This is a genomic window from Effusibacillus consociatus (assembly GCF_042652925.1).
Lineage (GTDB): Bacteria > Bacillota > Bacilli > Tumebacillales > Effusibacillaceae > Effusibacillus > Effusibacillus consociatus.
Window position 1 is genome coordinate 1 of the sequence record NZ_JBHSHC010000002.1, and the last position, 25,673, is coordinate 25,673.

Sequence of the window (25,673 nt, forward strand, 5' to 3'; positions counted from 1 at the left end):
GCGGTTCGCCGATAAAACGATGAATGCTGGCAGCCAAACGCTTCAAGCCTTCGGTGTCTAACTCATCGGCACGGCCAAAATGATAGAGCACCTTCGCTTGTGGCGTACCGGTAACGGGGTTGCGCTCATTGTGTGCGAGCTGAACGTAACGGGTGGTCGTTCCATTTTTATTCTTGCGGGAAATTTGTCGTATGTACATAACTACATGATACAATGTATAACTACGTAAAATACAACAGAAAATCGTACTTATCCACATAAATTTAGTGCCTACAGATTTTCAGATTTTTTAGCGCTTTAGTGCCTGTGGAAAAGTCTGAAAAACCGCACCACATAAGGATTTCAGTTATCCACAGCACCCCTTGGGGTGCCTGCTTTTAGGCCTATACTGTCGAACCCGGGTTTTTGTCAAACTACGTTTGCTGAAGGGGCACTAGTAAGTTCTTGATATGCAGTACTAGTCTGGTTCAATCCCATAAACATGCTTTGCTTTATGGGCCCCGTATAATAAAGTGGGGCCAATCCAGGCTCCAATATCCAGATACGTGGATTCCGGTGTTAGAAATCGATCCAAAATTTTTAAAGTTATCGACTTCCCATAAATGAAAACTGTCCCAAAACAAGTTTGGAGTAACTTTGAAACATATCCCATTTTTATGAATATCCCGGGTAACCGAACTCACTCAAAACCTCTCCTCTTTCAAATAAGTTGACCTACAAATTCTTTTAAAGCATCTCTCCAAGTTCGAAAATCGGACAATCCATTCAATCGAATGGCCATGTGATCAAGAACGGAATAGGCAGGCCTCCGTGCCGGACGTGGAAAATCTTTGGTTTCAACAGGATTTAGCTTTATATCCAAACCTGCTTCTTCAAAAACAGCTTTTGCAAATTCATACCACGAACATGCACCAGTGTTGGAGGCATGATAAATCCCGTATAGCTCTGTTTGCAGCAAATCTTTGAGAAAATAAGCAAGGTCCACTGTATAGGTGGGAGAGCCGATTTGGTCAAAAACTACAGGCAATTCTTTTCGAAGTTGTGCCAATGTTAACATTGTCTTTACAAAGTTCTGTCCATACTGCCCGTATAGCCATGAAGTTCTCACAATGAAATATTTATTGGAAAAATTCTTCACTATTTCCTCAGCGGCCAGCTTAGACTTCCCATACACAGTGAGCGGATTGGGAGAATCGAATTCTTTATATGGAGTTGAGCTTTGTCCGTCAAATACATAGTCGGTGCTAATATAAATCATCTTTGACCCTGCTTGTTGGGCTGATATAGCCACATTACGAGTTCCATAGGTATTCACGAGATATGCCTTGTCCTGTGTATGCTCGGCCTCATCCACCCGAGTATAAGCGGCCGCATGGATAATGGCATCCGGCTTAATTCTTTGAACGGTTTCAACAACTTGGGGGAAGTTGGTAATATCCATCACTTGCCTGCTTAAACCGAATACTTGGTGATCATGGGACAGAAGATTGACCAGATCGTGTCCTAACTGCCCGTTCGCACCCGTAATTGCAATTTTCATAGAAACACAACCCCTATAATTAAGCTCCTTACGTTCCACGAACGGTTACTTGAACTTTGTCGTCCAATCGAATCCGATTTCAGGGTCATTATAAGGGATTCTATATTCATCTGGATCATTTGGATCATAGGAGAGATTCGTCAAATAGGTAATAATGGCGGGTTCATTGCCAAGTACCCTGTATCCGTGAGCTACTCCGCGTGGAATGAAAAGAGTGATCGGATTATTTTCACCCATGTAATAAACATCAGTTTGTTTATAGGTTGAAGATTCATCTCGCATGTCATAAAGGACCACCTGAGCATTCCCACAAGGAAAAAACCAAATATCATCCTGTTTTTTATGATAATGAAAAGCTTTAATAACTCCTGGATAACTTAGGGAAGCTGACAACTGACCAAATCGGTCTAACATTCGATCATCGTCACGCAGGACTTCCATGAAATAACCGCGGTCATCGGTATGTTTCAGCATTTTTTTATTTTTACCCCTTCAATCAAAGAGAGTCATCCTTCCCTAAGACGCTGATGTTCACTTTACTTATTAGTAATAAATGGTAGTAACCGGCGTATTTCAACACGCAATCTGTGCAGTTCTTCTTTGTTTAAAAGACCTTGTGCCAATTTTTCCGTAATACTGTTCCCTACGCTCCCCCATTTTTCCGAAAATTTGTGTGCGGATCTAATCAATTGCGGCATACCAAATATTGAACTGGTGACACTTCCATAATGATGAATATAGCTTCCGGGATAGACCATCATTTCCGAAAAATTTTCATTAAGTAGTGCTCTCTGGACAAAATCAACATCTTCCCAAAAGGCAATTCCCATCTCTTCTTCAAACAACCCGATTTCTTCAATCAGTTGTTTGCGAATAATGGCTAAAGAAAAGCTTACGTGAAAGAACTCTTTCGATTTATGTTTTTCAGTAAATGAAGCAGCAAATTGTTCAAAACCGTTATAAAACTGTTCAATGGATTGAAGTGTTTGTTGAAACGGAAGTCTGGACCTTAAAAATTTGTCCTCTTCTGGAAAGCGGTGGGGATAGCTCATAATATAAACATTATCGACAGGACTAATCATACCTAGATTCGAATTACCGCGCATTTTTTCAATTAGAGAGGAAAGCCAGTTTTTAGAGACCACAATGTCGTTATTGCAAATACAGATAAAATCTCCTCTGGCATACTTTATTCCCTGGTTCCATGCTTTTGCGACTCCCAGGTTTTCTTGATTATAAATAATTTTTAATTCCTTGAGATGCTGAAACTGACTGCCATCCAACTGGCTTATTTTTTCTCTTGTTAAATCTGTTGAGCCGTTGTCAATTAATATCAATTCATACGGAATATCTGTTTTCTGGAAAATGCTGTTCAGGCACTGTTCCGTGACATGGTATTGGTTATATAACGGAATGACAATGCTGATTAAGTCATTCAAAGTCCTTCACCCCACCTTCTGCCTGTCATCTGTGAAACGGAACGTGATTTCTTCTCGCCATAAAAAAGCCGTAATCTGTGGGCAGAACCATTTTATGACTCCATAAGTCGGACGGAATGATCATTTCATCTATCACCCTTTTGACATCAGGCCAGATATCGTTTATATCATGAAACGCAATCCATCCTCCTTCTGCAATGAATGGTGCCCATAACTCATAGTCCTTGCGGACTGAATCATAATAGTGATCCCCATCAATAAACAGAAGTCCGATGGGAGCGTTCCAGTTTTTAACTACCTCATATGAGTATCCGACAATAGATGTAACAATCGATTCCAATTCAAATTGCTTCACGTTTTCCTGAAACTCAGAATGATACGTCTTCCCAATTTCCCCGTAATGCAAGTCCCACGGATCTAGAGAATAAACACGAGCTCTGTTTCCATAAAAACTCCCCATCCCGCAAAAACAGGTTGCCTTTCCTTTTAAACCACCAATTTCGACTATATTTTGATCTTTAGGGACAATACTGGCACAGTAAGCTAAGTGACGCCCTTCATCCAAAGCGAGAATACCTTCCACATTATTTAACTCATTTTCATTCGGAAGAATTAATTTAGGCATGGAAACCTCCTGGATTATTTGTTGGAAACTTCTTCTTCATATATTTTTATGTAATCAATGATGAACTGGAAACGGTGCATCCTCCTCAAGTCACACCAAATTGATCTATAGCGAGATTCTTCCGTTGGCCGTGCAAATAATGGACTATTTTTTGATGATGATGTCTTGTTTCCATTTCACCAGTCCATACATACAGATGAATAGAATACGGCCAAAAAAGGAGTGGATTAAAATGGCTATTCGTCCTTTGATACTACCGAATGAGCCAGAGATAGAAGCGATCGATAGCTGGAGTGCGGTAAAAACAGATGAAGGGCGGTATCTTGCCTATCTTGCCAGCATAGTTCCCAGCCACTTATCGATCGTGGAAATCGGCAGTTTTCAAGGGCGTTCCACCTGTTTTCTGGCTTCGGGAAGCAAATACGGTCACCGAGCCACGGTTTATGCGGTAGATCCTTGGAACTTAAATTTAGATGGAATCACAGGGGAACATTTATATGCGAATTTCCAACAAAATATTCATAAAGTCGGCGTCAACGACCTTGTTTTTCCGCTAAGAGCAGAATCTTCGGACATCGTTAAGAACTGGAAAAAACCCATTGGTTTACTGCATATCGATGACGGACACGAGTATGAAGTTGTTTTGGAAGAATACCGGGATTGGTTTCCATACATTGTTGAAAACGGGTGGATTGTGTTCCACGATTCCACTTGGCCGGATGTAAAAAAAGTAATCGACGAGTGCGTACAAGATTCGGATCAATGGAGGGTAGAAGACATACCGGCTACAAGCCATGGATTATTCGTGGCACAACGTACTCATTCTAAGTAACCGCCGAAGGAGGATCCACTATGAAGATCGGTTTTCATTTCAGCCAGACTTGGGACTGGTCGGACGAAGATTTTGAAGGAAGAGGAATCGGAGGAACTGAAGGCGCTTTAGTCAGTATGGCAAGAGAACTCGCAAAACACAACCAAGTGTACGTTTATAAACCAACTTCAAAACCAGGCCAGTTTCATGGGGTAAATTATGTTGATCATTCATTACTAAATAAGGAAGAAAACTTCGACGTGTTTATTTCTATTTCGCGTACACCTTTGTTGCCAGATCTTAACAGCAAGGTGAAAATTCATTGGTCTATGGAGGACAGTGAAACCTGGGTCCAAAGTTGGCAACAGACATTGCCTTACATCGATTCTGTTTTTACGATTAGTCCTTTTCACACCGAACACTTGATGAAGAATTATCAAATTCCCAGACACATGATCTTTGAAACCACTTGTGGAATTTCATCCGATTTGTACAAGGATAAAATCGATAAAGTTAAAAATCAGCTCATTTATTGTTCAGTACCCAATCGGGGTTTGGCTCTTCTGGAACACATATTCTTTATTGTATCTTCCGAAATTCCCGATGTGAGTCTGATTGTTACCAGTGACTTTACTCTATGGGGACATGCAGACCCTGGTAATTCGTATTATAGAGAGATCTTTTCTAAGGATCCAAGGGTCCGTTTTCTTGGGAAAGTCCCTAGGGAAGAACTAATTTACCATCAAAAAACAAGTGTGCTTCATGTATATCCTTGTATTGTAAACGAACTGTGCTGCATCTCTTCTTTGGAATGCCAGGCTGCTGGCACTCCAACAATCGCAACAAAGAAGGGAGCTCTTGAAACTACCGTTGCCCATGGGTACTCCGGCTATCTGATTGACTCAAATCCTTTTGAGAACCCTGATTTTCATCAAGAATTTGCGGACTGCATAATTTCCCTGCTCAAAAATCCCAAGAAATTGGAACAGATTTCGAATCAAGCCAGAGCGAGATCGCTGTCTGAGTTTGATTATGCAAAATTGGCAAAGGAATGGATGAATAAATTTAAGGAGTTGTTAGGATGATCAAAGGATTAACATCCATTGTAGTGATCGCATTCAATAATCTGCACTATACCCGGTTATGTGTAGAATCTGTTTTAAGACATACAAAGTCAAATTATGAATTGATACTGGTGGATAATGGTTGTACCGACGGAACGAGAAATTACTTTGAAGAACTGGTGCAAAAACATCCACATATTAAAACTGTATTTAAAGAAACAAATTACGGCTCATGTGCTCGAAATTTCGGCTTTGAACTGGCCGAAGGCGAATTTGTAGCCATACTGGATAACGATGTTGAAGTTGGTGAAGACTGGCTTACACCATTATTGGAACCATTCAAGGATGAAACGATTGGTGGCGTAGGCCATGAAGGAGTTTTGCTTGACGAAAATTTTGGCATCAGGGTTCACACAGTCAATCTTCCGCTGCCGCAAGTCAATGGAATAAAAGTGGACTTATTGACTGGATATTGTTGTGTTTACCGCAACCTTTTCAAGAGAATCGGCTATTTTGATTGGGGTTATAGCCCCTTCTGGAATGAAGAGGCTGACTTTTCCCTCCGCATAAAGAGCCTTGGATATTCTCTCTTGGCCAAAGCTACGCGGGTTTTACATTATGCCCACAGAACGGGATTTATTAACACGGATGGCCCCATACCGCAAATGACGCGAAACACAAACTATTTTATGCAGAAATGGCTCCCTTACAAGGAGGAATTGTTGGAACTGTATCGCTCTGAATCATATGATGGATTAAACAAAATCAAAACTACTCCGTTTCGGCTTGAGATTGGAGCCGGAGACCATCCTTTGCCGGGATACCTACATTTGGATATTCGACCATTGCCCCATATTGAATTTGTAGCGGATGCCCGCCAACTGCCTTTTGGCGAGAACAGCGTGGATGAAATCGCTGCATATAACATTTTGGAACATATCCCCAGGAAAGAAGTCATTCCTATTTTAACAGAGTGGTTAAGAGTTCTCCGTCCGGGGGGATTCGTTGAAATATTCGGTCCCAATCTTCATAGTTATGTGAAAGCTTATGTTGAGAGAATGGACGGGTGGGATTTTAACCACTTTGAAACATGGGTATACGGTCACGAGGACTATAAGGAGAACTTCCACAGAGTCGGCTTTTCTGTTGAGAGTTTAACCCAAATCCTGTACCAATCCGGATTTACAAGAGTACACTCGCTTAACGGACCAGATGATCAAGCAACATGTATCCGGGCTTTTAAGGGGTGAATCGGAAAATGCATGAATATCATATTTCTCGCCATGACAACCAACTGTCACTCTCCTTACCAGATCAATCAGTCGATACCTTATTTTCTCACTTCCTGCTGCACCGAAAGTCAAGACACGATGTACCGGAAATTCTTAAAGAGTATAATCGCGTCTTGAAACCAGGTGGGCGGCTGATCATTCAAGTCCCCAATTTAGAGTGGATTGCCAAAAGATATATGGAAGGCAAAATAAAATTTTCTGACTTGGATCTGTTGGTGTATGGGAATCAAGTTGATGAAACGGACTTCATTGAAACGGGGTTTGATGTCTCGAGATTGACAAATCTTTTAGACATGGCCGGGTTTGAAAATACTCAAGTCAATAAGCTGGATGAATTAAATATGGAAATTCAATCGACAAAGTGTATGAAAGTGGAGAATTTATGAATATAGGGATTCTAAGTTCTTATGCGATGAAGTGCGGAATCGCCGAATACAGTGTCAAATTATACAGGGCCTTCGAAAAATTGGGATATTCGGCAACTGTTTTCGGCAACTTTGGAGGCGATGCCATCCGGGATGATCGGAAGTGGTCGATTACGGTTCCTCCGTCAGATATTCAGGCTGTTGAATGTTTTTATGCAGCCGCCTGGAGTATCTCCCATAAATTTGATCTGGACCTGATCGAGAAAGAGATCGGTCGGCGCAATATTGAACTCATGATCGTTCAATACCAAAACGGGATTATTAATGACCACCAGTTGCAGGCGTTTCTAGAGCTGATGGAACAGAAAGATATTAACGTTATTGTCGCCTTTCATGATTCTTGTATAGGACCCTCCTTTCCTTTTCATCTGGTCAAAAATAGGGTGACCCTTTCAAAAGGACTTCAACTAGTTATTCCAGCATCCATTTATATTCCGCAAGGGGTACCTGAGCCGCCTAATGAAACAAAAGAAGAATTGCGTCAACGATATGGGTTAACAGGCTCTATTGTTTCAACTTTCGGATTAGGCCGGACTGATTATCAACTGATTTCAGATGTTTGTCTGGAACTTGGATATACATTTATGGTATTGGATTCCACCAATAATTGTCGGATAACTTCCCCACATTTAATCTGCTTGACAGAGTGGTACCCACTTCCTGAACTCATCAAAAGATTGGCTGCTTCCGACGTGATCGTACTATGGTATCATGAAATTGATGCCTATGTCTCATCCAGTGCTGCTCGTCATGCTCTGGCCACTCGAAGGCCGGTGATTGTCAACGACGTAGCTTGGTTTGCGGACCTACCTGAACCGGTACTAACCAAGGTTAAAACCAAGGAGCAATTGAAGATAGCGCTTAAGGAAGCACTTTCAATGGAAGAAGAGAATCTTGAACAGGGAAAATACATTCAAGATAACGCATGGACCGCAATAGCAAAAAAATATTTAAACGTAATCAAGAAGGCTTAGAAATAAACTAACATAAAGATAGTCCTCTATTGTCAGATACTTAACAAAAGAGGACTGTCTTTTTTTATTTAACTCAAAAATTCTCTATACCACTGAATAGTTTTGCGCAGTCCTTGATCTAGGGAATGTTTAGGCTGCCAACCCAGAATTTTTTTGGCTTTTTGTGATGATAGAAACATATTTTGGATTTCCTTTGACGTCTCGCTTAAAATAACAGGTTTTAATTGACTATCCATTAATTCGATTATCTGTTGCACTAACTGCTTCGCAGAAACGGGAGATCCAAGACTAAAATTAAACGCTTCTCCGGACAATTTAAGCTCCTCCATCTTTTCCGCTAAGCAAAGGTAAGCTTCTACTCCATCTTCGACATAAAGATAATCCCGAATAGACGAACCTTCACTGCGAATCACAGGAGAATTCCCCTTAAAAAGGGAATAAATAGTCCCTGGTATCAACCGATTATAATTGAGGTCTCCTCCGCCAAAAACATTACCGCACCGGGTGATGGACACCGGAAGATTGAAAGAATGGACGTAGCAAGCGCATAGATGTTCTACGCAACTTTTCGAAACATCATAAGGATATATCGCTTGCAAGGGGGTTGTTTCTACACAGGGAAGAACATCACAGGTCCCATATACCTTGTCGCTGGAAGCCACTAGTACCCGCTTAACACTTGGAGTTCGTCTTGCGGCTTCTAATACATTCCATGTACCTTTGATATTGGTTTCAAAAGTAGCCAACGAATCCTGTGAAGCCTTTCCGACAATCGCCTGGGCAGCAAGATGGAAAACAGTATCCACCTCATGCTCACTCATGACCCTCAGTAAGGTTTTAAAATCTTCCACTCTTCCATACACAAGATTCATTTGTTTCTGGCAGCCCAATCGAAAGAGGTGGGAATTTACAAGATTTCCTCCCCGAACCAAGCCAATTACAATCGCTTCCGCCTTAACTAGCGAATTAGATAGCCAAGAACCGAGAAATCCGGTACACCCCGTAATCAACACTTTCCGGTCTTTCCAGAATCGTTCCGTAGTTGCTCCATCCTTTCTTTTATGATGGGTATTAGCAATCACTCGCTTTTGTATATTCTTCTATCTGTTTCAAGCTTATTGCCTTTAGATCTTGATTTTTCCGATAAATCCGTGTCCACTCGATCACTTTACAGATCGCATGTTCCAGGTCCCACCTGGGATTCCACCCTAACTTCCATTTCGCCTTTGAGCAATCCAATTTTAAAAAACCTGCTTCATGGGGCTGATTTCCTTGTACGATTTTGTATCCCGCATTTTCACCCCATTTTTCACATACTTCCTTCACAATCCATTCAACCGGTTTTACATCATCATCATTCGGACCAAAATTCCACCCTTCTGCATAGATCGGCCCGTTTTGATACAACTTCTCAGCCAATAACAAATATCCGCTTACAGGTTCCAGTACATGCTGCCACGGTCTCGTCGCTTTCGGGTTTCGAATCATTATTTCTTTTCCGGTTAAAAGCGCACGAATGCAATCAGGAAGCAGGCGATCGGCAGCCCAATCACCGCCGCCAATCACGTTGCCCGCCCTTGCGGAGGCAAGCCCCACACCATGCTTCGCATACTCTTTTGGATGAAAAAAAGAGCTCCGGTAAGAAGAAGTGATTAACTCCGAGCAAGCTTTGCTGCTGGAATAGGGATCATAACCTCCCAGAGAATCGTTTTCCCGATAACCCCATGACCATTCTCGATTTTGATAGCATTTATCCGAGGTTACATTAATTACTGATTTGATGCGTTTTCCTTGATTGACCGCACTTCTTACCGCTTCAAAAAGATTTATCGTTCCCATTACATTGATTTCATACGTTTCTGCGGGACTTTGATAGGACTCTCGAACGAGAGGCTGTGCAGCCATATGGATCACAATATCCGGATCGGCGTTAAACAGAGATTCCCGCAATCGCTTTATGTCTCTTATATCGGCCGTAATTGAGCTAACCAATTGATCGATTTGACACAACTGAAACATACTCGGATTCGTTGGTGGCTGTAACGAGTATCCTGTTACTTTCGCACCTAAAGAGTAAAGCCACAAACATAGCCAAGAACCTTTAAATCCGGTATGACCGGTAACAAAAACCTTTTTATTGTTCCAAAACGCGTGATCCAGCATTTTGTTCACCATTTTTTCCAGGGAGCTTTCCCGGATTTCCATAATTCTTCTAAATAATTCTTATCCCGCATCGTATCCATTGGATGCCAAAACCCGGAATATTTATAAGCCATAAGCTGGTCATCTCTGGCCAGGTTTTGTAAAGGGTCCATCTCCAATATCGTATGATCGCCCTCCAGATAATCAAAAACCTGCGGCTGCATAACAAAGAAACCCGCGTTTATCCATCCTCCATCGCCCTTCGGTTTTTCTTGAAAGCCCTCAACCCGGTTATTGAGATCCAAGCTTAAAGCCCCAAATCTGCCAGTCGGCTGTGTCGCTGTCACTGTCGCCAACTTGCCGTGTGAACGATGATATTCTACCAATTCTTTAATATTTACATCAGAAACTCCATCGCCATAAGTTAACAAAAACGGTTCATTCCCTATATAAGGCTGTATTCGCTTCACCCTTCCACCCGTCATCGTATCTTTTCCTGTGTCCAGCAAAGTTACTTGCCAGGGCTCAACGGTATGATTATGAATAATTCTTTCGTTCTGGTTTCGAAAATTAAAAGTGATATCCGTTTCATGCAAAAAATAATCGGCAAAATACTCTTTGACCCGATAACCTTTATAGCCCAAACAGATGACAAAATCATTAAATCCGTAATAAGAGTAGATTTTCATTATGTGCCAGAGTATGGGTTTGTCTCCGATTTCAATCATCGGTTTTGGCTTCAGATGAGATTCTTCACTGATTCGCGTTCCAAATCCCCCTGCAAGAATCACCACTTTCATATCCACATTTCACCCCTGTAGCATATCCCCCTTAAACTCTTGACCGCCAATACTCCAGTAGATCCTGCAAGGTTTGCTTAAATGGAATTTCCGGTTTCCATCCGGTTTGTTGATGGAACTTGTCATAGTTCCCTAATAGGATCTCGACATCCGACGGTCTCATTCTGCTTGGATCCTGCTGAATTTCTATTTTGGCTGAACTGAGTCCAAGCAATTTATTTAACATATCTTCAATCGTATAGGTAACACCGGAAGCGATATTGTAGACTTCCCCGGGAACACCTTTTTCTACCGCTAACCAATAGCCTCTTACCACGTCTCTCACATCGGTAAAGTCACGTTTTGCCTGCAAATTGCCAACATAAAGGACGGGAGGCTTAATCCCCTTTTCAATTTCAGCAATTTGCTTGGCAAAGTTCGAAGTCACAAATGCTTCACCCCGGCGGGGACCAGTGTGGTTGAAAGTGCGGGTTCGAATGACTTTAAGGCCGTAACTTTGATTATACTGGTATCCCAAATAGTCCTGCCCCACTTTGCTTACCGCATATGGGCTTAATGGACGAAGAGGGTTATCTTCTTTGATCGGAACTTCGTCGGGATAGACTTGGCCATACTCCTCGCTGGAACATGCAATTTGGATCGTACAATCAGGACAGTACTTAAGAGCCGCCTCAAACAGATTTACCTGTCCAATCTGATTGACTAAAATCGTCTCTGCCGGTGAATTCCATGACGTAGGCACGAAACTTTGAGCCGCTAGATGAAAAATGAAATCCGGTTTGATGGTTTTCATCATCTCGTTAACCGAGTGAGGATCTTTTAATTCACATTCCACCAAATGGATATCGTTTAGAATATGCTGGATATGTTCCATCCGGCTCCTGAGTCGATAAGTTCCGTATACCTCAACGTCTTTTTTGTTGTTTAACAGCCATTCTGCCAGATGGCTTCCCGCAAATCCCGTGATACCTGTGATCAAAGCTTTTGTCATGGTGTCATCCTTCCCCTGTTAATCTCATTCAAATACAAATTATTCCTTGCTATTTGAAATGGTTATTAAAATGGGGGCCCTTTATTTTTGTTGGATGATTTTTTGTACCCTTCTTTGAAATATTTCCTTCCGAAACAAATTCACAGCACGTTTCCGGCCCTTTGTCCCCATTCTCACTCTTTTAGCAGACTCATGAACGAGATCTTGAATGTAAGAACTTAATAAAACAATATCCCCTGTGCCAGCCAACAACCCGGTTTCTCCATTGACCACGATTTCTTTCAAGCCCCCGGATTCAAAGGCGACAACAGGTTTTCCAAATGACATGGCTTCAAGAGCGACATTAGGAAAAGCTTCTTCAACTATGCTTGGTACAACTACCATATCGACAGAAGCGAGAACTTCTTCAATATGAGGAAGTGCGCCCAAATACCTAAACTCCACTGATTCAAGTAGTTTCGCTTCTTCCTGGCAAACATTGAAATATCCGGGATCCCCTATATTTCCCGCAGCCAAGAGAATGATCGTTTTTTCTTGATTTTTGAGAAAAGAACAAGCACGTATTAATTCCAATAAGCCCTTTCCCTGATAGACCGATCCAAACCATCCGATCACAACATGATTGTAAGTCCATCCGTTTTGATTGCGGACTTTTTGTCTATTCCCTATAAGTGAAGGATAGGAGGGGATTTCAACGCCATAAGGCAGGAGTTGAACAGAGCTTGCGGTATTATTTCCCTGCGAAATTGACTGTGCAACGGTCATAGAGGGCACAAGGACTCGATCCGAATGGGAGTGAATCATGGACAGAAAACGATCGATCCCGTCAAGCTTGGGAATCACTTCGTGAATGTACCACCAAACAGGGATTTTTCTTTTACGTGCAATCAACGCCGGCATCCCATTAATGGCACTATTGGAAACAATTAAGTCCGGGGAATAAGTCGCTATCACTTCATTTAGTTCACTGTCATCTGCTGCTTGTTGAAAAATGCTCAACTCTTCAACTAACTCGTTAGGATTATAGATAAGATTCCATAAAAAAGGAAAGGAAACCAGCCGGGTATCCATACCCATTTGTATGGCTCTTTCATAGGACAAACCGGGTGTGGGACTAATCCAAAGTACTTCTAAATGAACACTCTGACAGGCCGATCCAAACATCAGTAAAGCTTTCTCCGCCCCGGTCACTATTTGTGGATGAGCGTGATGACTTACCAGCATCACCTTTTGTATGTTCACGGAGAATCACCCGCCTCCTTTTCTAAGGCCGTGTCCACCATTCCCGGTTGTCAATGTACCATTGCACCGTTTCTTTAATTCCTGTTTCAAAGGTATATTTTGGTGTCCACCCCAGTCCGGTTCGAATCTTAGTTGAATCTATCGCATAACGACGGTCATGACCGGGGCGATCTTGGACGAAACGAATCAAACTTTCCGGTTTGTTCAATATAGACAATATCATCTTTACGATATCGATATTTGCCCATTCATTCCTTCCACCTACATTGTATACTTCGCCCGGCTTCCCTTTATGAATCACTAGATCAATAGCCGAACAATGATCTTCCACGTGCAGCCAATCACGAATATGTGTTCCATCCCCATAAACCGGAAGTTCCTTATCCTGCAGTGCGTTGGAAATTATAAGCGGAATAAGCTTCTCAGGATACTGGTAAGGACCGTAGTTGTTGGAGCAGCGGGTGATATTTACAGGTATCTTATAAGTTTCATGGTAAGCACGAACCAATAGATCAGCCCCCGCTTTGCTTGAAGAATAAGGACTGTTAGGACAGAGAGGCGTCTCTTCAGAAAAAAAGCCAGTTTCCCCCAGAGCGCCATATACCTCATCAGTGGAAATCTGTACAAACTTCTTGACATTGTATTTTCGAGCTGCATCAAGCAACACCTGGCTACCTAAAACATTCGTTCGGACAAAAATATCCGGTTGAGCGATGCTGCGGTCTACGTGCGATTCTGCAGCAAAATTTACAATAGTGTCCACTGTTTCCCCCGCCACAAGGGATTCTACCAACTGCCGATCACAAATATCACCTTTCACAAATTGATAGTGGGGACGGTTAGCAACATCGTTCAGGTTTTCAAGTTTCCCCGCATAAGTCAGCCGATCAAGGTTAATGATCCGATAATCAGGGTACTTGTGAATCATGAAGCGAACAAAATTGCTGCCGATAAAACCAGCGCCACCAGTAATAAGTAATTTCATAAGTTCTCCTCTTTAATGGCTTCTGTGAAATCCAAATCCATATCCTTAACCAATCCATTCGCCTGAAAAAGGGAGGAATGAGTTCCTGTATCGGTCCACCAGCCCTGCAGAACATCATAGGTGAGCTCGTTTCGCACAATATAAGCATTGTTGACATCGGTAATCTCCAGTTCACCGCGGTCGGAAGGCTTTAAAGATTTAATGATATCAAACACATTGCTGTCATACATGTAAATTCCGGTTACCGCATAATTACTCTTGGGAACACGTGGTTTTTCTTCGATGGAGGCTATCTTATTGCCGTTGAGTTCCACTACTCCGTATCGCCTGGGATCTTCGACATGTTTAATAAGTATCTTGGCACCCTTCCCTTGTTCCCTGAATTTTTCTATATAAGGAAGAATATCGTCGGAGAAAACATTATCGCCAAGAATTACGGTCATCAACTCGCCTTGTACAAACTTCTCCGCCAACCCTAAGGCATGAGCGATACCTCCCGGATGATCCTGTACTTTATAGGTGAAGGTGACACCAAACTCACGACCGCTGCCCAATAGGTTCACCACATCCCCCATATGCTCCCGACCTGTTATGATCAGGATTTCTTGAATGCCACCCTTGAGCAGTTTATAGAGGGGATAATAAATCATCGGGTATTTCCCAACTGGCAGCAAGTGTTTATTTGTCACTTTCGTCAATGGATAAAGTCGGGAACCAGTTCCTCCGGCAAGAATGATACCTTTCAATTTCCATTCCTCCATAGAGCATCTTGTTGGTCCTTAATTGACGCCGAGAACCTCGACTCTTTGACTAAAGTATGCATCCGTGGGAATAGATGAAATGATTGATTCGTCTAAAATATTTGATGGAGAAATTAAGTATCTAACTTAAAGGGGTCCATTCGTAGACTCATCCTGACAAGAAAGGACAGAGGGGTCCGTATATTATAGTCCAGTACCTGATCAATGGGATAAAACGGCCAGGACTCATTCATTCTGTCCCAGAAAACCGCGTCGCCATATCCCCAACATTTTGGATCCTCATCCCAATAACTTCCGTACTTCTGCAAAATTCCATCTAAAATACTGCGCCTATGCATTACACTACAATGGTCAACAAGCCCTGCAGCTTTTTTCAACACTCCCAAAGTCTTTCTGATTGTTATGGTTAAATCGATGTCCGTCACTTGTTGAGCGGAATAAGCGACTTTTATATCCGGGTTGTCATCGAGGAATTTACTCATAATCTCTAGTCGTTTCTTGTGATAATAATTGTCATCCGTTAAGTAACTGATATATTGACCCTTGGCCAATGATAGAGCCTGATTAATAAGAACTGCATAACGGGTTTTCTTGGGGCGCTCCTCATCTTCTACATCAGATCTATGATAATGTACACGGGAATCATTTAAATACGCACGAAATACATCCTCTGTCTTCTGATTTGAGTTATCATCCATAATAAACAATTCAAAATCAGCCATCGTTTGCTGAAGTACGCTTTCGATCGCTTGTCCTACAAATTGCGGTTTATTGTAACTTGTTAAGATAACCGATACTTTAGGATCATCCATCAAAGCCCCCCCTAATTACGTGTGACCGTTGAGAAAAGATACTAAAGGACGAATTTCGTTACGCAATCTTTTCATTTCTTCACTGTTGAGAGAACCCATTTTTAATTTTTGATAAATACTGTCACCTACATCTCCCCATTTTCTTGTAAAATTCACGGCAGAACTTTCAAATTGACGCGAACCTAATTGGATAAATAGCGAACTGGTTACATTCCCGTAATGGTGGACATAACTCCCTGGATAAACCATAATATCTGAAAACTTTTCACTGAGCAGAGTTCTTTGGACAAAATCAACATCTTCCCAAAAAGCAAGACCGAATCCTTCTTCAAACAAGCCGATCTCTTCAAACAGTTCCTTACGAATCAGAACGATTGAAAATAACTCATCAAAGTATTGCTGTGATCGGTACTTTTCGGTAAAGGAAGCAGCGAAACGTTCAAAGCCGTTGTAATATTCGTCAAGGGATTCGAGGGTAGGTTGTGGTCCCGGCCTGGAACTGAGAAATTCATACTCTTCAGGAAATTGATTCCGCCCGGCATGAACTCGAATATAAAAATTCTCGACCGGGCTTACCATTCCCAAATTCAAATTGCTTCTCATTTGTTCAACTAGTGGAGGAAGCCAGTTTTTAGACACCACAATATCGTTATTACAAATACAAATAAAATCCCCATTCGCTTGCTTGATTCCTTGATTCCAAGCTTTTGCCACTCCTAAATTGTCCCGGTTGTATATGATTTGCAAGTTTTTAAGTTGATCATAATCCTTCACCTCTAAACGGCTGATTTTTTCTCTTGTACCATCTGTGGATCCGTTGTCAATCAGGATTAATTCATAAGGAATGCCAGTTTTCTTAAAAATGCTGTTCAAGCACTGTTCGGTCACTTGGTATTGGTTGAATAGAGGGATAATAATACTAATTAAAGGATTCATTTGCCCTAACACCTCCAGATCATGCACATCAAAACTTTGGTCATGTCTTACTCCATCCCATCACTTGCTTCTATGAATTTCTGATAAAGTTCACGATAACAGTTCCCAATTTGTGTCCAACTATTTTTTTCAAGATATAGATTAGCCTTTGAAATCAATCGTTCTCGCAGAGTACTGTCCAACAACATCTGACATAATGAACTGGCAATAGTATCTACTTTACTGTCCGATATCTTATAAACTTCATCCTTTAAGTCGGAAAAAAACAGATTATCAGTGGTAAGAACCGGTCTTTTCGCGGCCAGCAGCATTTTGGCCGCCGAAGAGACCCCTTGATAATTGTGAGGCTCGTACGGAAGAACATTAACATCCATGGTATGAAGTAAATTGACAATTAGGGATTCTGGCAAAAATTCTTTTATCCATATCAAATGAGAGTTTTTATCAAATTGCCGCTGTAATTCTTGTTGAAAAGAGTAATAGGGATGATTCTCGTCCAGGGAGTTGGGATAATGGGCGAAAAAGTAACCTTTTATATCGGGAAAGTAGATCTTCAGCTCGTTTATTGCATTGATTAGATTGAGTATTCCTTTGTGAGGAAACGGAAAACCAAAGAAGCCTATGCAAGGATAACCGGTAATGTTAAATAACATTTTTGTTTTTTCTTTTTCTTCAAGAGGAAATAAACGGCATCCAATCGGCATTACTACCAGCTTTTCGCGGGGATAACCGTGAGAGATGCACAATCGCTCAACTGCTTTTGAATGAACAATAACCAGCGAACTCATCTCTGAGATTTGACGATTATACACTGCAAGGTCACTGCACCACGAATGAAGAGTGGTGATTATTGGTACCTGTTTACGGTTTAATTCGACCATAGCTCGGTATAAAGTATTTAGATCATAAACTGAATATTCATATTGAAAATGAACAATATCTATAGAATCTTTTTTTATAATAGATGGAAGATCCTCATTCATTTCCGAATAAACTTTGATTTTATTCTGTTTATTCGTAGTGTTCTGAATCAGCTGCTTGGTATAATCGGCCACTCCGCATACTTTTCCCCAGGTGGGAATGACCATTCCAATCGTTGCCATTAGAGTTACCCCTCCATTGTCCCCAACAAGGTAAGGATGCGTTCTAGCATTTTCCCGGTGCTCCAAAAACGGATAACGTGTTCTCTTGCGCGAGTCCCTTTTTCTTTAATATCTTCCGAATGTTCAACTGCAAACCTCATCCATTTGCGAGTATCTGCTAATGACGGAACGGCCCATCGGGCACCGTCGTATACCGCATCATTGGGAATTCCATACTTTGGGATCGGTTCAAGTCTTTCTACTCCTATTAGATAGCCATTTTCGTCATTTATAAAATCCAGGTGAGCTGACCAATCGGTAGTAATGATCGGGATTCCGGTTGACATGGCTTCAAGCGCCGGCAGATTCCATCCTTCTCCACGTGTCGGGATAATATAGCAATGTCCTGCCGAATAAAAGGATGGAATTTCATCATATGACATGCCTCGTGTAAGAAGTTTTAATGCGGGAGGGTTCTTAATTCCCAGATTCGTGATCATTTCGTTCCATGTACGATGCATTTTGGTTCCGCTTGGATCAAATTCACTTCCGTCATATGCTTTAATTACCAATAAAACCGGATCAGATCCTGAAAATTCCTCCAGATAAGCACTCAGCAGGAGATCATATCCCTTTCGTGGAATCCATTCAAAGTTCGATAAAAAAACAAAACGTCCTCGCTCCTGCAAAGTCATGGGAGGAACCGCCGGATGAAAACGATTCACGTTCACTCCAAGGGGAACAACCTTTATTTTTTCTTTATAGACTCCACTGCTAAAAAAGGTTTGCTGGTTAAATGTTGACGGAACCCATATCTGATCCATTTGATTGCATTTTTCCACCCAATGTGGAGGTAAACGGTCGCATTCCGACATAGTCATTCCGATATTGATTCTGCCGGAAATCGGGTGAAAATCTTGGGCGATACAGATCTGCAGGATCGGACCTTCCGGAAGGATCTCTGAATCGCAGAGTTCGATCAGTTTTTGTTTTTGCAGGAAAGGTAACCCTGCGTCTAATTGGCTCCAGTCTCTGGGGATCACACGAAGAGTATATCCCCGGTCAGCAAGACCGAAAATAATGGAACGTGCAGCTTCAGCATAGCCGGAAGCATCAAATACAGGTCCCATAAGAGTCAATTTCATTCTACATCCCTCTGAGAAACCGGTTTTCTTCCAGCGATTTGGATCATCCAATTCTCGTAATACTCAAGATTGATATTTTCAAATCCGGCTTTTGCCATCATTTCTCGAATTGTGGCATTGTCAAGAATGCAACGATGTCTTTCCCATCCCTGCCTATCGTCTCCAAATATCAATTTGTTGAAATTTTCGTTGCTGATTTCCCCTTTGGCATAGGCGGTTGCAATTTGACGACCGTCATATACTCGAACCATTACGTAACCGCCCGCTTTGGCTACTCTGCAGCATTCCCCAAGAGCTTTTACTATATCGTGATAAGGCAGATGCTCCATCAAGTATCCGGGAACAATTACCTGGTCATAAGTATTGTCTTCCACAGGGATATTTCGGATATCTCCAACAATATTCACATGAGGCAGAGGGCGAATATCCAAATGTTCAAATCCCAGACTGATACAACTCGGCAAGGCACCGATTTCCAGAGATCTTCCCTTGTTCTCCGGCTTCTGTTCGATTCTTGTATCTTTGGAGGCAACGATCTGATCCAAATACTGCCTTAACTGTTGGATGTCCTTGCGGGGTTTTGGAGTTCCTCCGCTATAGCCTTTTTGTTTGATATACTCTTTTATCACTTCCGGATGCTCAAATGGAAAGGGCCTCCTCTCCGCTTGTTCCAACAGGTGTTTTGCCGTTCTTCCTTCGTAGAAGTAAGGTTCCCCCATTTTTCTTGCATATTGTTTTAGTTTACTCAAGATAAATTCCATCGGTTTCGCATATCCGTAATGAACGTAATCCAGACCTGACTCGGCAATCACGGAACCGATCCCGATCAACGATTCATGGATAGGATTTATATATTTGATTCCAGGACGGTTTTGAAAGAGAAAAATCCGTTGGAAACGACCATCATCTTTGCTGACATTCTGCATTTGGTCCCAACCAAACATCAAATTAAAAAAAAGACAGGTATATCCGTCAATCTGATCGTATTCGGTAAGAACCGGGAGAACCTCTTCTATTTCCTGATAAAAGACTTCGTCTGCATCCAGTTTTAAAATCCACTCTCCCTGACACTTGGAAAGAGCGAAATTTCCCAATTCGGAAAAATCCTCCGTTTGATATTCAAACCATCGGATCTTGTCAAATGCACTCAATCGTTCCCGGGTTCGGTCCGTGGAGCCATTGTCAACCACGACAATTTCATCCACCACGTTATAAATTGAAAGAATCGAATACGGAGCAAACTCCTCTTCATTTTTCACATAGTACATTGCAGTGACCTTAGGACGGTTTGTCAAAAACAACACCCTCTTTTTTCTCGATCAATTTCTTATTCAAAAACAGGTTATTCCCCTCTTCCAGAAATGGTTATAGAATACTGTTCATTTAGGCTAGCCTCGAACATAAAATGTAAAAAACCTGACTCAGAGGAAAGTGGTATCTATGAAAATCGCGTTTTATTACGATTCGTCATTTGATTGGAATGACAACGATCTTGAAACAAAGGGAGTCGGGGGTTCACAATTAGCCCTGATACGTATTACCCGTGAGCTTGCAAAACGTCATGAGGTGACCGTCTTCAACAGTACCTCAAGGGAGGGTGTTTACAACAAGGTAACGTATCGCCACTATTCCTCATGGAAGTTAGATGAATATTGGGATGTGTTTATCAGTTTTCGCTGTTCCTTGCCCCATAAAGATGTTCAAGCGTTGTGCAAGATTCATTGGTGCATTGATCCGGGTGACAACACAGTAGAGAAAGATCTGCACTATATTGACAAAATCATTACAATAAGTCCTTTTCATACCAAATTAATGGGCAATATTTTTCATATCGACAGGAACAAGTTTTATGAAGCCCGTTTGGGAGTTGAAACAGAAGAATACCAACAAATGATGCCCAAAACAAAGAATCAATTAATCTTCTGTTCTGCCCCGGAACGCGGGCTTCAACATGTCCCACTGATCTACTCGCTGATAAAAAAGCAAGTGCCTGATGTAACGCTGGTAATCACAATGGATTACAGTCTCTGGGGTTTTGAACCAGGAATCGAAAAATACCGGGAAATGTTCAAGGGAATGGAAGGAGTTCGGTATTTAGGCAAAATTTCTCGCCAGCAATTGATCGAGGAACAAAAAACCAGTATGCTTCATATCTATCCGTGTGACGGGCCTTATGAAATGTTCTGCCTGGCTTCCATGGAATGTCAAGCTGCCGGAACTCCGACAGTTGCAACCGGTCAGGGGGCCCTTGTTACTACTGTCCAAGACGGCGAGACAGGCAGATTGATCTATTCATTACCTGATTATGATCAAAATTTTTATCAATCTTTCGCGGATGCCGTGATAGATCTTCTAATCAATCCCATCGTTTTGCAGAAGATGAGCATGAAAGCCAGAGAACGGGCACTTTCTCAATATTCCTATGAAAATTTGGTGAAGGAGTTGGAAAGAAAAATTAAAGAATGGTGCAAATGATTCACTTTACATTAACTTTTTAATCTCCTGTTCCTTGTCCTTACGACAGATCAGGACGGCCTGATCGGTCACTGTGATGATCAGGTCTTCTATTCCAATGGCTCCAATGAAAACTTTTTCACTGTAAACAATACAATTATGGGTATTTAAAAGTTTGTGTTCACCAATCACCACATTCCCGTTGCGGTCTTTCTCAATCAGTCTTTCCAACGACGTCCAATTGCCCATGTCATCCCAAACAAAGGAACCCGGCACCAGATAGATACAGGAAGCCTTCTCGATAACACCGTAATCAATCGACATCTTGTTCAGTTTCATATACTCTTGTTTTAAGATTGACTTCTCTTCCGGTTTCCCGATTCCGGCCTGAATTTTCCGCAAACCTTCCGATAACCTTGGCATATGCTGCTCAATAAGTTCCCTGATGACAGATGCTCTCCAGACAAAAATGCCGCTGTTCCAATAAAAGTGCGGTACTTTAATCCATCTTAGTGCTGTTGACAAATCCGGTTTTTCAGTAAATTTTTCTACAGGCATTACGTTATCATCGAAAACCTCTTCCACCTTAATGTATCCGTATGCCGTTTCCGGTCTGTTGGGTTTGATGCCCACCGTAACCACACATGGAACTTTGGCAGCTTGATGATAGGCTGTAAGTAAGGCATCACGAAATGCATCGTCCCCATCGATATAATGATCGGACGGGAGCGTAATCAAGACAGGGTCCTGATCGTGATGCAGAAATCGAATGGCGGTCAGGCCTATACAAGCCGCAGTATCTTTCGAATCGGGTTCCACGATAATATTTTCATCAGGTAAATCGGTCTGTTCCTTTACATACGAAACGTACTTGTCTACCGTAACGACATAGATATCTCGATACGATAGAAAGGATGCCAATCTGGATACCGTTTTTTGCAACATCGATTGCCCGTCTAGAATTGGGATGAACTGCTTGGGCAAATCAGGCTGGCTTTTCGGCCATAGTCGGGTGCCATTCCCCCCGGCCATGATAACTGCTTTTAACAAGACTACCTACCTCCTACATACTTCCACCATTTTCCCGAGCCATTTACTTTTCAGCATATTAATTCCTCCCGTAAACGGAAACGGCGTTTGACCTTTTGATCAAAAAATAAAAGTAAATGCCTCCCCTGCATTCAGGAGCGGCATTTTCATCCTTTATCTGTCGATTTCACCTTTGATGAATTTTTCCATAAGAATTCGTGCTTCCTCATCGGTGTATTGGACAAGCGGATGTTTCATAGTATAAGCGGCAATCGAAGGCAGAGCGCCCGATACCCCTCGATCCAGCGCCAGCTTACAGCAGCGAATAATATCGATCACAACTCCGGCACTGTTAGGGGAATCCTCCACCGACAGTTTCAGATCCAGGTTGAATTTCACTCCCCCGAATTGTGTTCCTTCCATCCGCACATAGCAAATTTTGTTGTCGTCCAGCCAAGGAACATAGTCGCTCGGACCGACATGAATGTTTTGTTCTGCAAGAGGCGTCTCCAATTGGGACTGTACAGCTTCTGTTTTCGAAGTTTTCTTCATCGTGAGCCGCTCACGATTTAACATATTCAAAAAATCGGTATTTCCCCCCATGTTTAATTGATAAGTATGGTCGATTCTGACACCTCGTTCTTCACACAATCGGGTCAAAATCCTATGAACAATCGTTGCTCCTATTTGCGATTTGATGTCATCCCCGATAATCGGCAGTCCGGCATGCTCGAATCGGCTAACCCAGACCGGATCCGAACCGATAAAAACAGGGATACAATTGACAAACGCAACTCCCGCTTCCAGTGCACATCGAGCATAAAATTCCGCAGCCTGTACACTGCCCACCGGCAAATAGTTGATCAAGATTTCAGCCCCACTGTTTCTCAACTCGGTAACTACATCACAATCCGGTTCATCTGACAAAAGAAAACGTCGTTCCACCGGGTAAGCTTGCATATGGCTCGAGATCCCATCGAGAAGATGTCCTTTTTTTACGATGACAGGATGTTGGTTCATTTCTTTAACAAATACTTTTGTACAGTTAGGTGAGGCAAAAATGGCTTCGTTCAGAGGTTTACCCACCTTGCGGGAATCAACGTCAAATGCAGCTGCAATCTCGATATCTCCGGGCAAATAACCACCGACCTCGGGATGCATTAACCCAACTGCTTGATCATCACTGAGAGTCTTGTAATAATAAATCCCCTGCAGCAAGGAGGAAGCACAATTTCCAACACCGACAATAGCCACCCTGATTTTCGACAAAATGATTCCTCCCTTATTCCGCAACATGTCTCATGTTGACGAAAGCAACTATCATAGTGTATGCAAGATTGTTCGCAGTCGGGATTTCATGTTAGGGTTTTTTTATTAGAGTTTGGACAAATGACGTATCCGGAATTGAATAGTCAAGAGGTAAACTATTCACAACAGAATCCCATACATCGGGGTCGAATTGTCTCATCACGTCAAATTTAAAAATACTCTCAGGATAATATCTTTGAATACCGCCAGAATTCGTTAAACCATACTGTCCGTCCAGGTCGGGGGCTTCAACGGTACTTCGGCTTACCGATGTTGATGTTTGAAGTGCCTGATTATATACAGCCATCGTACGTTCATAGACTGCTTTCGATGTAAACTCCTTCATCCCCCATGCTTTGGCGTCCTTGCCCAATTGATTGCGAATTTTTTCATTGCTCATCACCTCGAACAGTCGGTCAGCCAGTTGGGTACTGTGTTCTTTTTCGAAAATCAAACCGGTTTTTCCATGCTCAATCATTTCAGGTATTCCACCGACATTGGAAGCCACAATGGGAAGACCTGCGATGGCTGCTTCCATAATCGCGAATGAATGCATTTCCTGCAGGGACGGAAGCACCATTATGTCAGCCTTATTCAATAGGGCAGGAACATCCGTACGGTTTCCCATAAATATGATTTTGTGTGTTATGCCTTTCTGCTCGCAATATGTTTCAAGTTCCTTTCGCAGCAAACCATCTCCAATGAGCCAACAAACGAAGTCATCCCGTTTTTCTTTTAGGATGCTTAGTGCTTCTATAAGAGTTTGATGGCCTTTCTCAGGAACCAGTCGTGCCGGACAGGCAATAACGAGTTGATTGGGATCCTTTTGTACAGGCGGAGAGGGCTCACGGTTCATTTGTACAAGAAAAGAAGATAACTCGATTCCATAACGTATCACATTGAGCTTGTCTTTCGGAATTCGAAATTTGCTGCTTAGTTCTTCTTTCTGCCATTTTGTAGAAACAATCGTCTGATCCGACGATATATGTCCATAGAATTCTTCTTCCTCAGCATATTTCCAGGGAAAACTGTCCTTGCTCGCAATCTGGCCGGAATTCAGGTGTTCGGTGGCAAGTATACCGTGGATGGTAGCAACTAGGGGAACGTGATTCGGTTTGACTCTCCATAAGGCCCGGGTTGATACAATATCTTGACTGTGAATTAAATCATATTGATCCAAATTGAATAAAGTTGCCATGAGCTCAAAGGTATATCGCTCAATTTCCCTCCAGCGAATCCAAGGATCGACATGACTCAAATTGTTGTGATAATAGCGATATACTTCGTCGTATACAATATCTTTTACCGGTGATTTATCAATAATCTTACCCGTATTGACCAGGTAGATATTTTTCATGTCCGGATAATGAGCCAATACATCAACTTGATGACCATGTTCTTCAAACTCTTTCTTTAACATTTCAATGTAGGTGTTTACCCCGCCGACATGTGGAAGATACCAGTAGGTTACCAAAAGAATTTTCAATGAGAATTCCTCCTTTCTTAAGACGTCAATTAACTAATATGCGTCAAACATTCTTCTTAACAATCTGAGATCCGCAATTCGATAGCCGTTTGGCAGATTTTTGTTGAATATGGTTTTATACTTGATAGATCCTGATTGGACCACACGTGATTTCAGTATATGTTGGTCGACTGGAAAGGTTTGGACGAATCACATTCGTCAGCTGTCTGTATTAGCATCCGTACCCGGACAATCGTGTAAAGCAACAGGCATCCGCGCTGCATAGGATAAAAAAGATGTCGATAGGCTTACTGCCACTACGACTTAATGAAGAGAGGGAGAGGAGGAGAG

24 protein-coding genes and 2 pseudogenes are annotated in these 25,673 nt (G+C 42.1%); 6 read left to right on the forward strand and 20 right to left on the reverse strand.

The window, feature by feature from the left end:
• From ACFO8Q_RS00025 to ACFO8Q_RS00045, 5 genes and pseudogenes are all read right to left on the reverse strand, one after another.
• Positions 1 to 199: pseudogene (locus ACFO8Q_RS00025) on the reverse strand (IS1634 family transposase); the annotation flags it as partial.
• A gap of 501 nt (positions 200 to 700) precedes the next feature.
• The gene (gene rfbD / locus ACFO8Q_RS00030; RefSeq protein ID WP_380023338.1) at positions 701 to 1,540 is read right to left on the reverse strand and encodes a dTDP-4-dehydrorhamnose reductase; all 840 of its coding nucleotides are present in this window, start codon (positions 1,538 to 1,540) and stop codon (positions 701 to 703) included.
• Positions 1,541 to 1,585: 45 nt separating this feature from the next.
• Positions 1,586 to 2,040 (reverse strand): annotated as a pseudogene (locus ACFO8Q_RS00035) (dTDP-4-dehydrorhamnose 3,5-epimerase family protein).
• A 36-nt stretch (positions 2,041 to 2,076) separates the two neighbouring features.
• Complete coding sequence (locus ACFO8Q_RS00040) at positions 2,077 to 2,979, reverse strand: glycosyltransferase family 2 protein (RefSeq protein ID WP_380023339.1); 903 nt, start codon at positions 2,977 to 2,979, stop codon at positions 2,077 to 2,079.
• 25 nt (positions 2,980 to 3,004) lie between these two features.
• Complete coding sequence (locus ACFO8Q_RS00045) at positions 3,005 to 3,604, reverse strand: class I SAM-dependent methyltransferase (protein WP_380023340.1); 600 nt, start codon at positions 3,602 to 3,604, stop codon at positions 3,005 to 3,007.
• 232 nt (positions 3,605 to 3,836) lie between these two features.
• Here ACFO8Q_RS00045 and ACFO8Q_RS00050 point away from each other — a divergent pair, with 232 nt between their 5' ends.
• From ACFO8Q_RS00050 to ACFO8Q_RS00070, 5 genes are read left to right on the forward strand one after another with little or no spacing between them, the layout of a single operon-like run.
• Positions 3,837 to 4,436 carry a class I SAM-dependent methyltransferase gene (locus tag ACFO8Q_RS00050; RefSeq protein ID WP_380023341.1) on the forward strand — a complete coding sequence of 200 codons (600 nt, stop codon included), beginning with the start codon at positions 3,837 to 3,839 and terminating at the stop codon, positions 4,434 to 4,436.
• Between the two features lie 20 nt (positions 4,437 to 4,456).
• Positions 4,457 to 5,500, forward strand: a complete 1,044-nt coding sequence (locus ACFO8Q_RS00055; protein ID WP_380023343.1) for a glycosyltransferase family 4 protein — start codon at positions 4,457 to 4,459, stop codon at positions 5,498 to 5,500.
• Entirely contained in the window at positions 5,497 to 6,729 is a 1,233-nt protein-coding gene (locus tag ACFO8Q_RS00060) for a glycosyltransferase (RefSeq protein WP_380023345.1), read from the forward strand. Before ACFO8Q_RS00055 ends, ACFO8Q_RS00060 begins: the two co-directional genes overlap by 4 nt.
• Positions 6,730 to 6,737: 8 nt before the next feature.
• Entirely contained in the window at positions 6,738 to 7,157 is a 420-nt protein-coding gene (locus tag ACFO8Q_RS00065) for a methyltransferase domain-containing protein (protein ID WP_380023346.1), read from the forward strand.
• Positions 7,154 to 8,170 (forward strand): glycosyltransferase family protein, encoded by a 1,017-nt coding sequence (locus ACFO8Q_RS00070; RefSeq protein WP_380023347.1) that lies wholly within the window; start codon positions 7,154 to 7,156, stop codon positions 8,168 to 8,170. The genes ACFO8Q_RS00065 and ACFO8Q_RS00070 overlap by 4 nt, the downstream gene beginning before the upstream one ends.
• A gap of 68 nt (positions 8,171 to 8,238) precedes the next feature.
• Here the strand turns inward: ACFO8Q_RS00070 and ACFO8Q_RS00075 are convergent, their stop codons facing one another.
• The 12 genes from ACFO8Q_RS00075 to ACFO8Q_RS00130 form a co-directional block, all read right to left on the reverse strand.
• The gene (locus tag ACFO8Q_RS00075; RefSeq protein ID WP_380023424.1) at positions 8,239 to 9,183 is read right to left on the reverse strand and encodes a GDP-mannose 4,6-dehydratase; all 945 of its coding nucleotides are present in this window, start codon (positions 9,181 to 9,183) and stop codon (positions 8,239 to 8,241) included.
• Between the two features lie 58 nt (positions 9,184 to 9,241).
• A complete protein-coding gene (rfbG, locus tag ACFO8Q_RS00080) occupies positions 9,242 to 10,333 on the reverse strand; it encodes a CDP-glucose 4,6-dehydratase (RefSeq protein ID WP_380023426.1) in 1,092 nt (363 codons plus the stop codon).
• A gap of 5 nt (positions 10,334 to 10,338) precedes the next feature.
• Complete coding sequence (gene rfbF, locus ACFO8Q_RS00085; RefSeq protein ID WP_380023348.1) at positions 10,339 to 11,112, reverse strand: glucose-1-phosphate cytidylyltransferase; 774 nt, start codon at positions 11,110 to 11,112, stop codon at positions 10,339 to 10,341.
• A gap of 31 nt (positions 11,113 to 11,143) precedes the next feature.
• Positions 11,144 to 12,103, reverse strand: a complete 960-nt coding sequence (locus ACFO8Q_RS00090) for a GDP-mannose 4,6-dehydratase (protein ID WP_380023350.1) — start codon at positions 12,101 to 12,103, stop codon at positions 11,144 to 11,146.
• An 81-nt stretch (positions 12,104 to 12,184) separates the two neighbouring features.
• Complete coding sequence (locus ACFO8Q_RS00095) at positions 12,185 to 13,345, reverse strand: glycosyltransferase family 4 protein (protein ID WP_380023352.1); 1,161 nt, start codon at positions 13,343 to 13,345, stop codon at positions 12,185 to 12,187.
• Positions 13,346 to 13,367: 22 nt separating this feature from the next.
• The gene (rfbB, locus tag ACFO8Q_RS00100) at positions 13,368 to 14,330 is read right to left on the reverse strand and encodes a dTDP-glucose 4,6-dehydratase (protein ID WP_380023354.1); all 963 of its coding nucleotides are present in this window, start codon (positions 14,328 to 14,330) and stop codon (positions 13,368 to 13,370) included.
• A complete protein-coding gene (locus tag ACFO8Q_RS00105; RefSeq protein ID WP_380023355.1) occupies positions 14,327 to 15,076 on the reverse strand; it encodes a sugar phosphate nucleotidyltransferase in 750 nt (249 codons plus the stop codon). Before ACFO8Q_RS00105 ends, rfbB begins: the two co-directional genes overlap by 4 nt.
• Positions 15,077 to 15,204: 128 nt before the next feature.
• Positions 15,205 to 15,903, reverse strand: a complete 699-nt coding sequence (locus ACFO8Q_RS00110; RefSeq protein WP_380023357.1) for a glycosyltransferase family 2 protein — start codon at positions 15,901 to 15,903, stop codon at positions 15,205 to 15,207.
• A 15-nt stretch (positions 15,904 to 15,918) separates the two neighbouring features.
• Complete coding sequence (locus ACFO8Q_RS00115) at positions 15,919 to 16,839, reverse strand: glycosyltransferase family 2 protein (protein ID WP_380023359.1); 921 nt, start codon at positions 16,837 to 16,839, stop codon at positions 15,919 to 15,921.
• A gap of 47 nt (positions 16,840 to 16,886) precedes the next feature.
• Complete coding sequence (locus ACFO8Q_RS00120) at positions 16,887 to 17,942, reverse strand: glycosyltransferase (RefSeq protein WP_380023360.1); 1,056 nt, start codon at positions 17,940 to 17,942, stop codon at positions 16,887 to 16,889.
• Positions 17,943 to 17,947: 5 nt separating this feature from the next.
• Positions 17,948 to 19,066 carry a glycosyltransferase gene (locus tag ACFO8Q_RS00125; protein ID WP_380023361.1) on the reverse strand — a complete coding sequence of 373 codons (1,119 nt, stop codon included), beginning with the start codon at positions 19,064 to 19,066 and terminating at the stop codon, positions 17,948 to 17,950.
• Positions 19,063 to 20,361, reverse strand: a complete 1,299-nt coding sequence (locus ACFO8Q_RS00130; RefSeq protein ID WP_380023362.1) for a glycosyltransferase — start codon at positions 20,359 to 20,361, stop codon at positions 19,063 to 19,065. The genes ACFO8Q_RS00125 and ACFO8Q_RS00130 overlap by 4 nt, the downstream gene beginning before the upstream one ends.
• Positions 20,362 to 20,506: 145 nt before the next feature.
• On the opposite strand from ACFO8Q_RS00130, the gene ACFO8Q_RS00135 reads away from it, so the two are divergent.
• A complete protein-coding gene (locus tag ACFO8Q_RS00135; protein ID WP_380023363.1) occupies positions 20,507 to 21,541 on the forward strand; it encodes a glycosyltransferase family 4 protein in 1,035 nt (344 codons plus the stop codon).
• A 6-nt stretch (positions 21,542 to 21,547) separates the two neighbouring features.
• Here the strand turns inward: ACFO8Q_RS00135 and ACFO8Q_RS00140 are convergent, their stop codons facing one another.
• From ACFO8Q_RS00140 to ACFO8Q_RS00150, 3 genes are all read right to left on the reverse strand, one after another.
• Positions 21,548 to 22,570 carry a mannose-1-phosphate guanylyltransferase gene (locus ACFO8Q_RS00140; RefSeq protein ID WP_380023364.1) on the reverse strand — a complete coding sequence of 341 codons (1,023 nt, stop codon included), beginning with the start codon at positions 22,568 to 22,570 and terminating at the stop codon, positions 21,548 to 21,550.
• A gap of 153 nt (positions 22,571 to 22,723) precedes the next feature.
• Positions 22,724 to 23,818, reverse strand: coding sequence for an inositol-3-phosphate synthase (locus ACFO8Q_RS00145; RefSeq protein WP_465251870.1), 1,095 nt, complete (start codon positions 23,816 to 23,818; stop codon positions 22,724 to 22,726).
• Positions 23,819 to 23,909: 91 nt separating this feature from the next.
• Positions 23,910 to 25,343, reverse strand: a complete 1,434-nt coding sequence (locus tag ACFO8Q_RS00150; protein WP_380023366.1) for a glycosyltransferase family 4 protein — start codon at positions 25,341 to 25,343, stop codon at positions 23,910 to 23,912.
• Positions 25,344 to 25,673: the final 330 nt, after the last annotated feature.

Coding starts and splice junctions, on each gene's coding strand:
- rfbD (WP_380023338.1), bottom strand. CDS start 1,540: ATGAAAATTGCAATTACGGGTGCGAACGGGCAGTTAGGACACGATCTG.
- ACFO8Q_RS00045 (WP_380023340.1), bottom strand. CDS start 3,604: ATGCCTAAATTAATTCTTCCGAATGAAAATGAGTTAAATAATGTGGAA.
- ACFO8Q_RS00050 (WP_380023341.1), top strand. CDS start 3,837: ATGGCTATTCGTCCTTTGATACTACCGAATGAGCCAGAGATAGAAGCG.
- ACFO8Q_RS00055 (WP_380023343.1), top strand. CDS start 4,457: ATGAAGATCGGTTTTCATTTCAGCCAGACTTGGGACTGGTCGGACGAA.
- ACFO8Q_RS00060 (WP_380023345.1), top strand. CDS start 5,497: ATGATCAAAGGATTAACATCCATTGTAGTGATCGCATTCAATAATCTG.
- ACFO8Q_RS00065 (WP_380023346.1), top strand. CDS start 6,738: ATGCATGAATATCATATTTCTCGCCATGACAACCAACTGTCACTCTCC.
- ACFO8Q_RS00070 (WP_380023347.1), top strand. CDS start 7,154: ATGAATATAGGGATTCTAAGTTCTTATGCGATGAAGTGCGGAATCGCC.
- rfbG (WP_380023426.1), bottom strand. CDS start 10,333: ATGCTGGATCACGCGTTTTGGAACAATAAAAAGGTTTTTGTTACCGGT.
- rfbF (WP_380023348.1), bottom strand. CDS start 11,112: ATGAAAGTGGTGATTCTTGCAGGGGGATTTGGAACGCGAATCAGTGAA.
- ACFO8Q_RS00090 (WP_380023350.1), bottom strand. CDS start 12,103: ATGACAAAAGCTTTGATCACAGGTATCACGGGATTTGCGGGAAGCCAT.
- rfbB (WP_380023354.1), bottom strand. CDS start 14,330: ATGAAATTACTTATTACTGGTGGCGCTGGTTTTATCGGCAGCAATTTT.
- ACFO8Q_RS00110 (WP_380023357.1), bottom strand. CDS start 15,903: ATGGATGATCCTAAAGTATCGGTTATCTTAACAAGTTACAATAAACCG.
- ACFO8Q_RS00115 (WP_380023359.1), bottom strand. CDS start 16,839: ATGAATCCTTTAATTAGTATTATTATCCCTCTATTCAACCAATACCAA.
- ACFO8Q_RS00120 (WP_380023360.1), bottom strand. CDS start 17,942: ATGGCAACGATTGGAATGGTCATTCCCACCTGGGGAAAAGTATGCGGA.
- ACFO8Q_RS00125 (WP_380023361.1), bottom strand. CDS start 19,066: ATGAAATTGACTCTTATGGGACCTGTATTTGATGCTTCCGGCTATGCT.
- ACFO8Q_RS00135 (WP_380023363.1), top strand. CDS start 20,507: ATGAAAATCGCGTTTTATTACGATTCGTCATTTGATTGGAATGACAAC.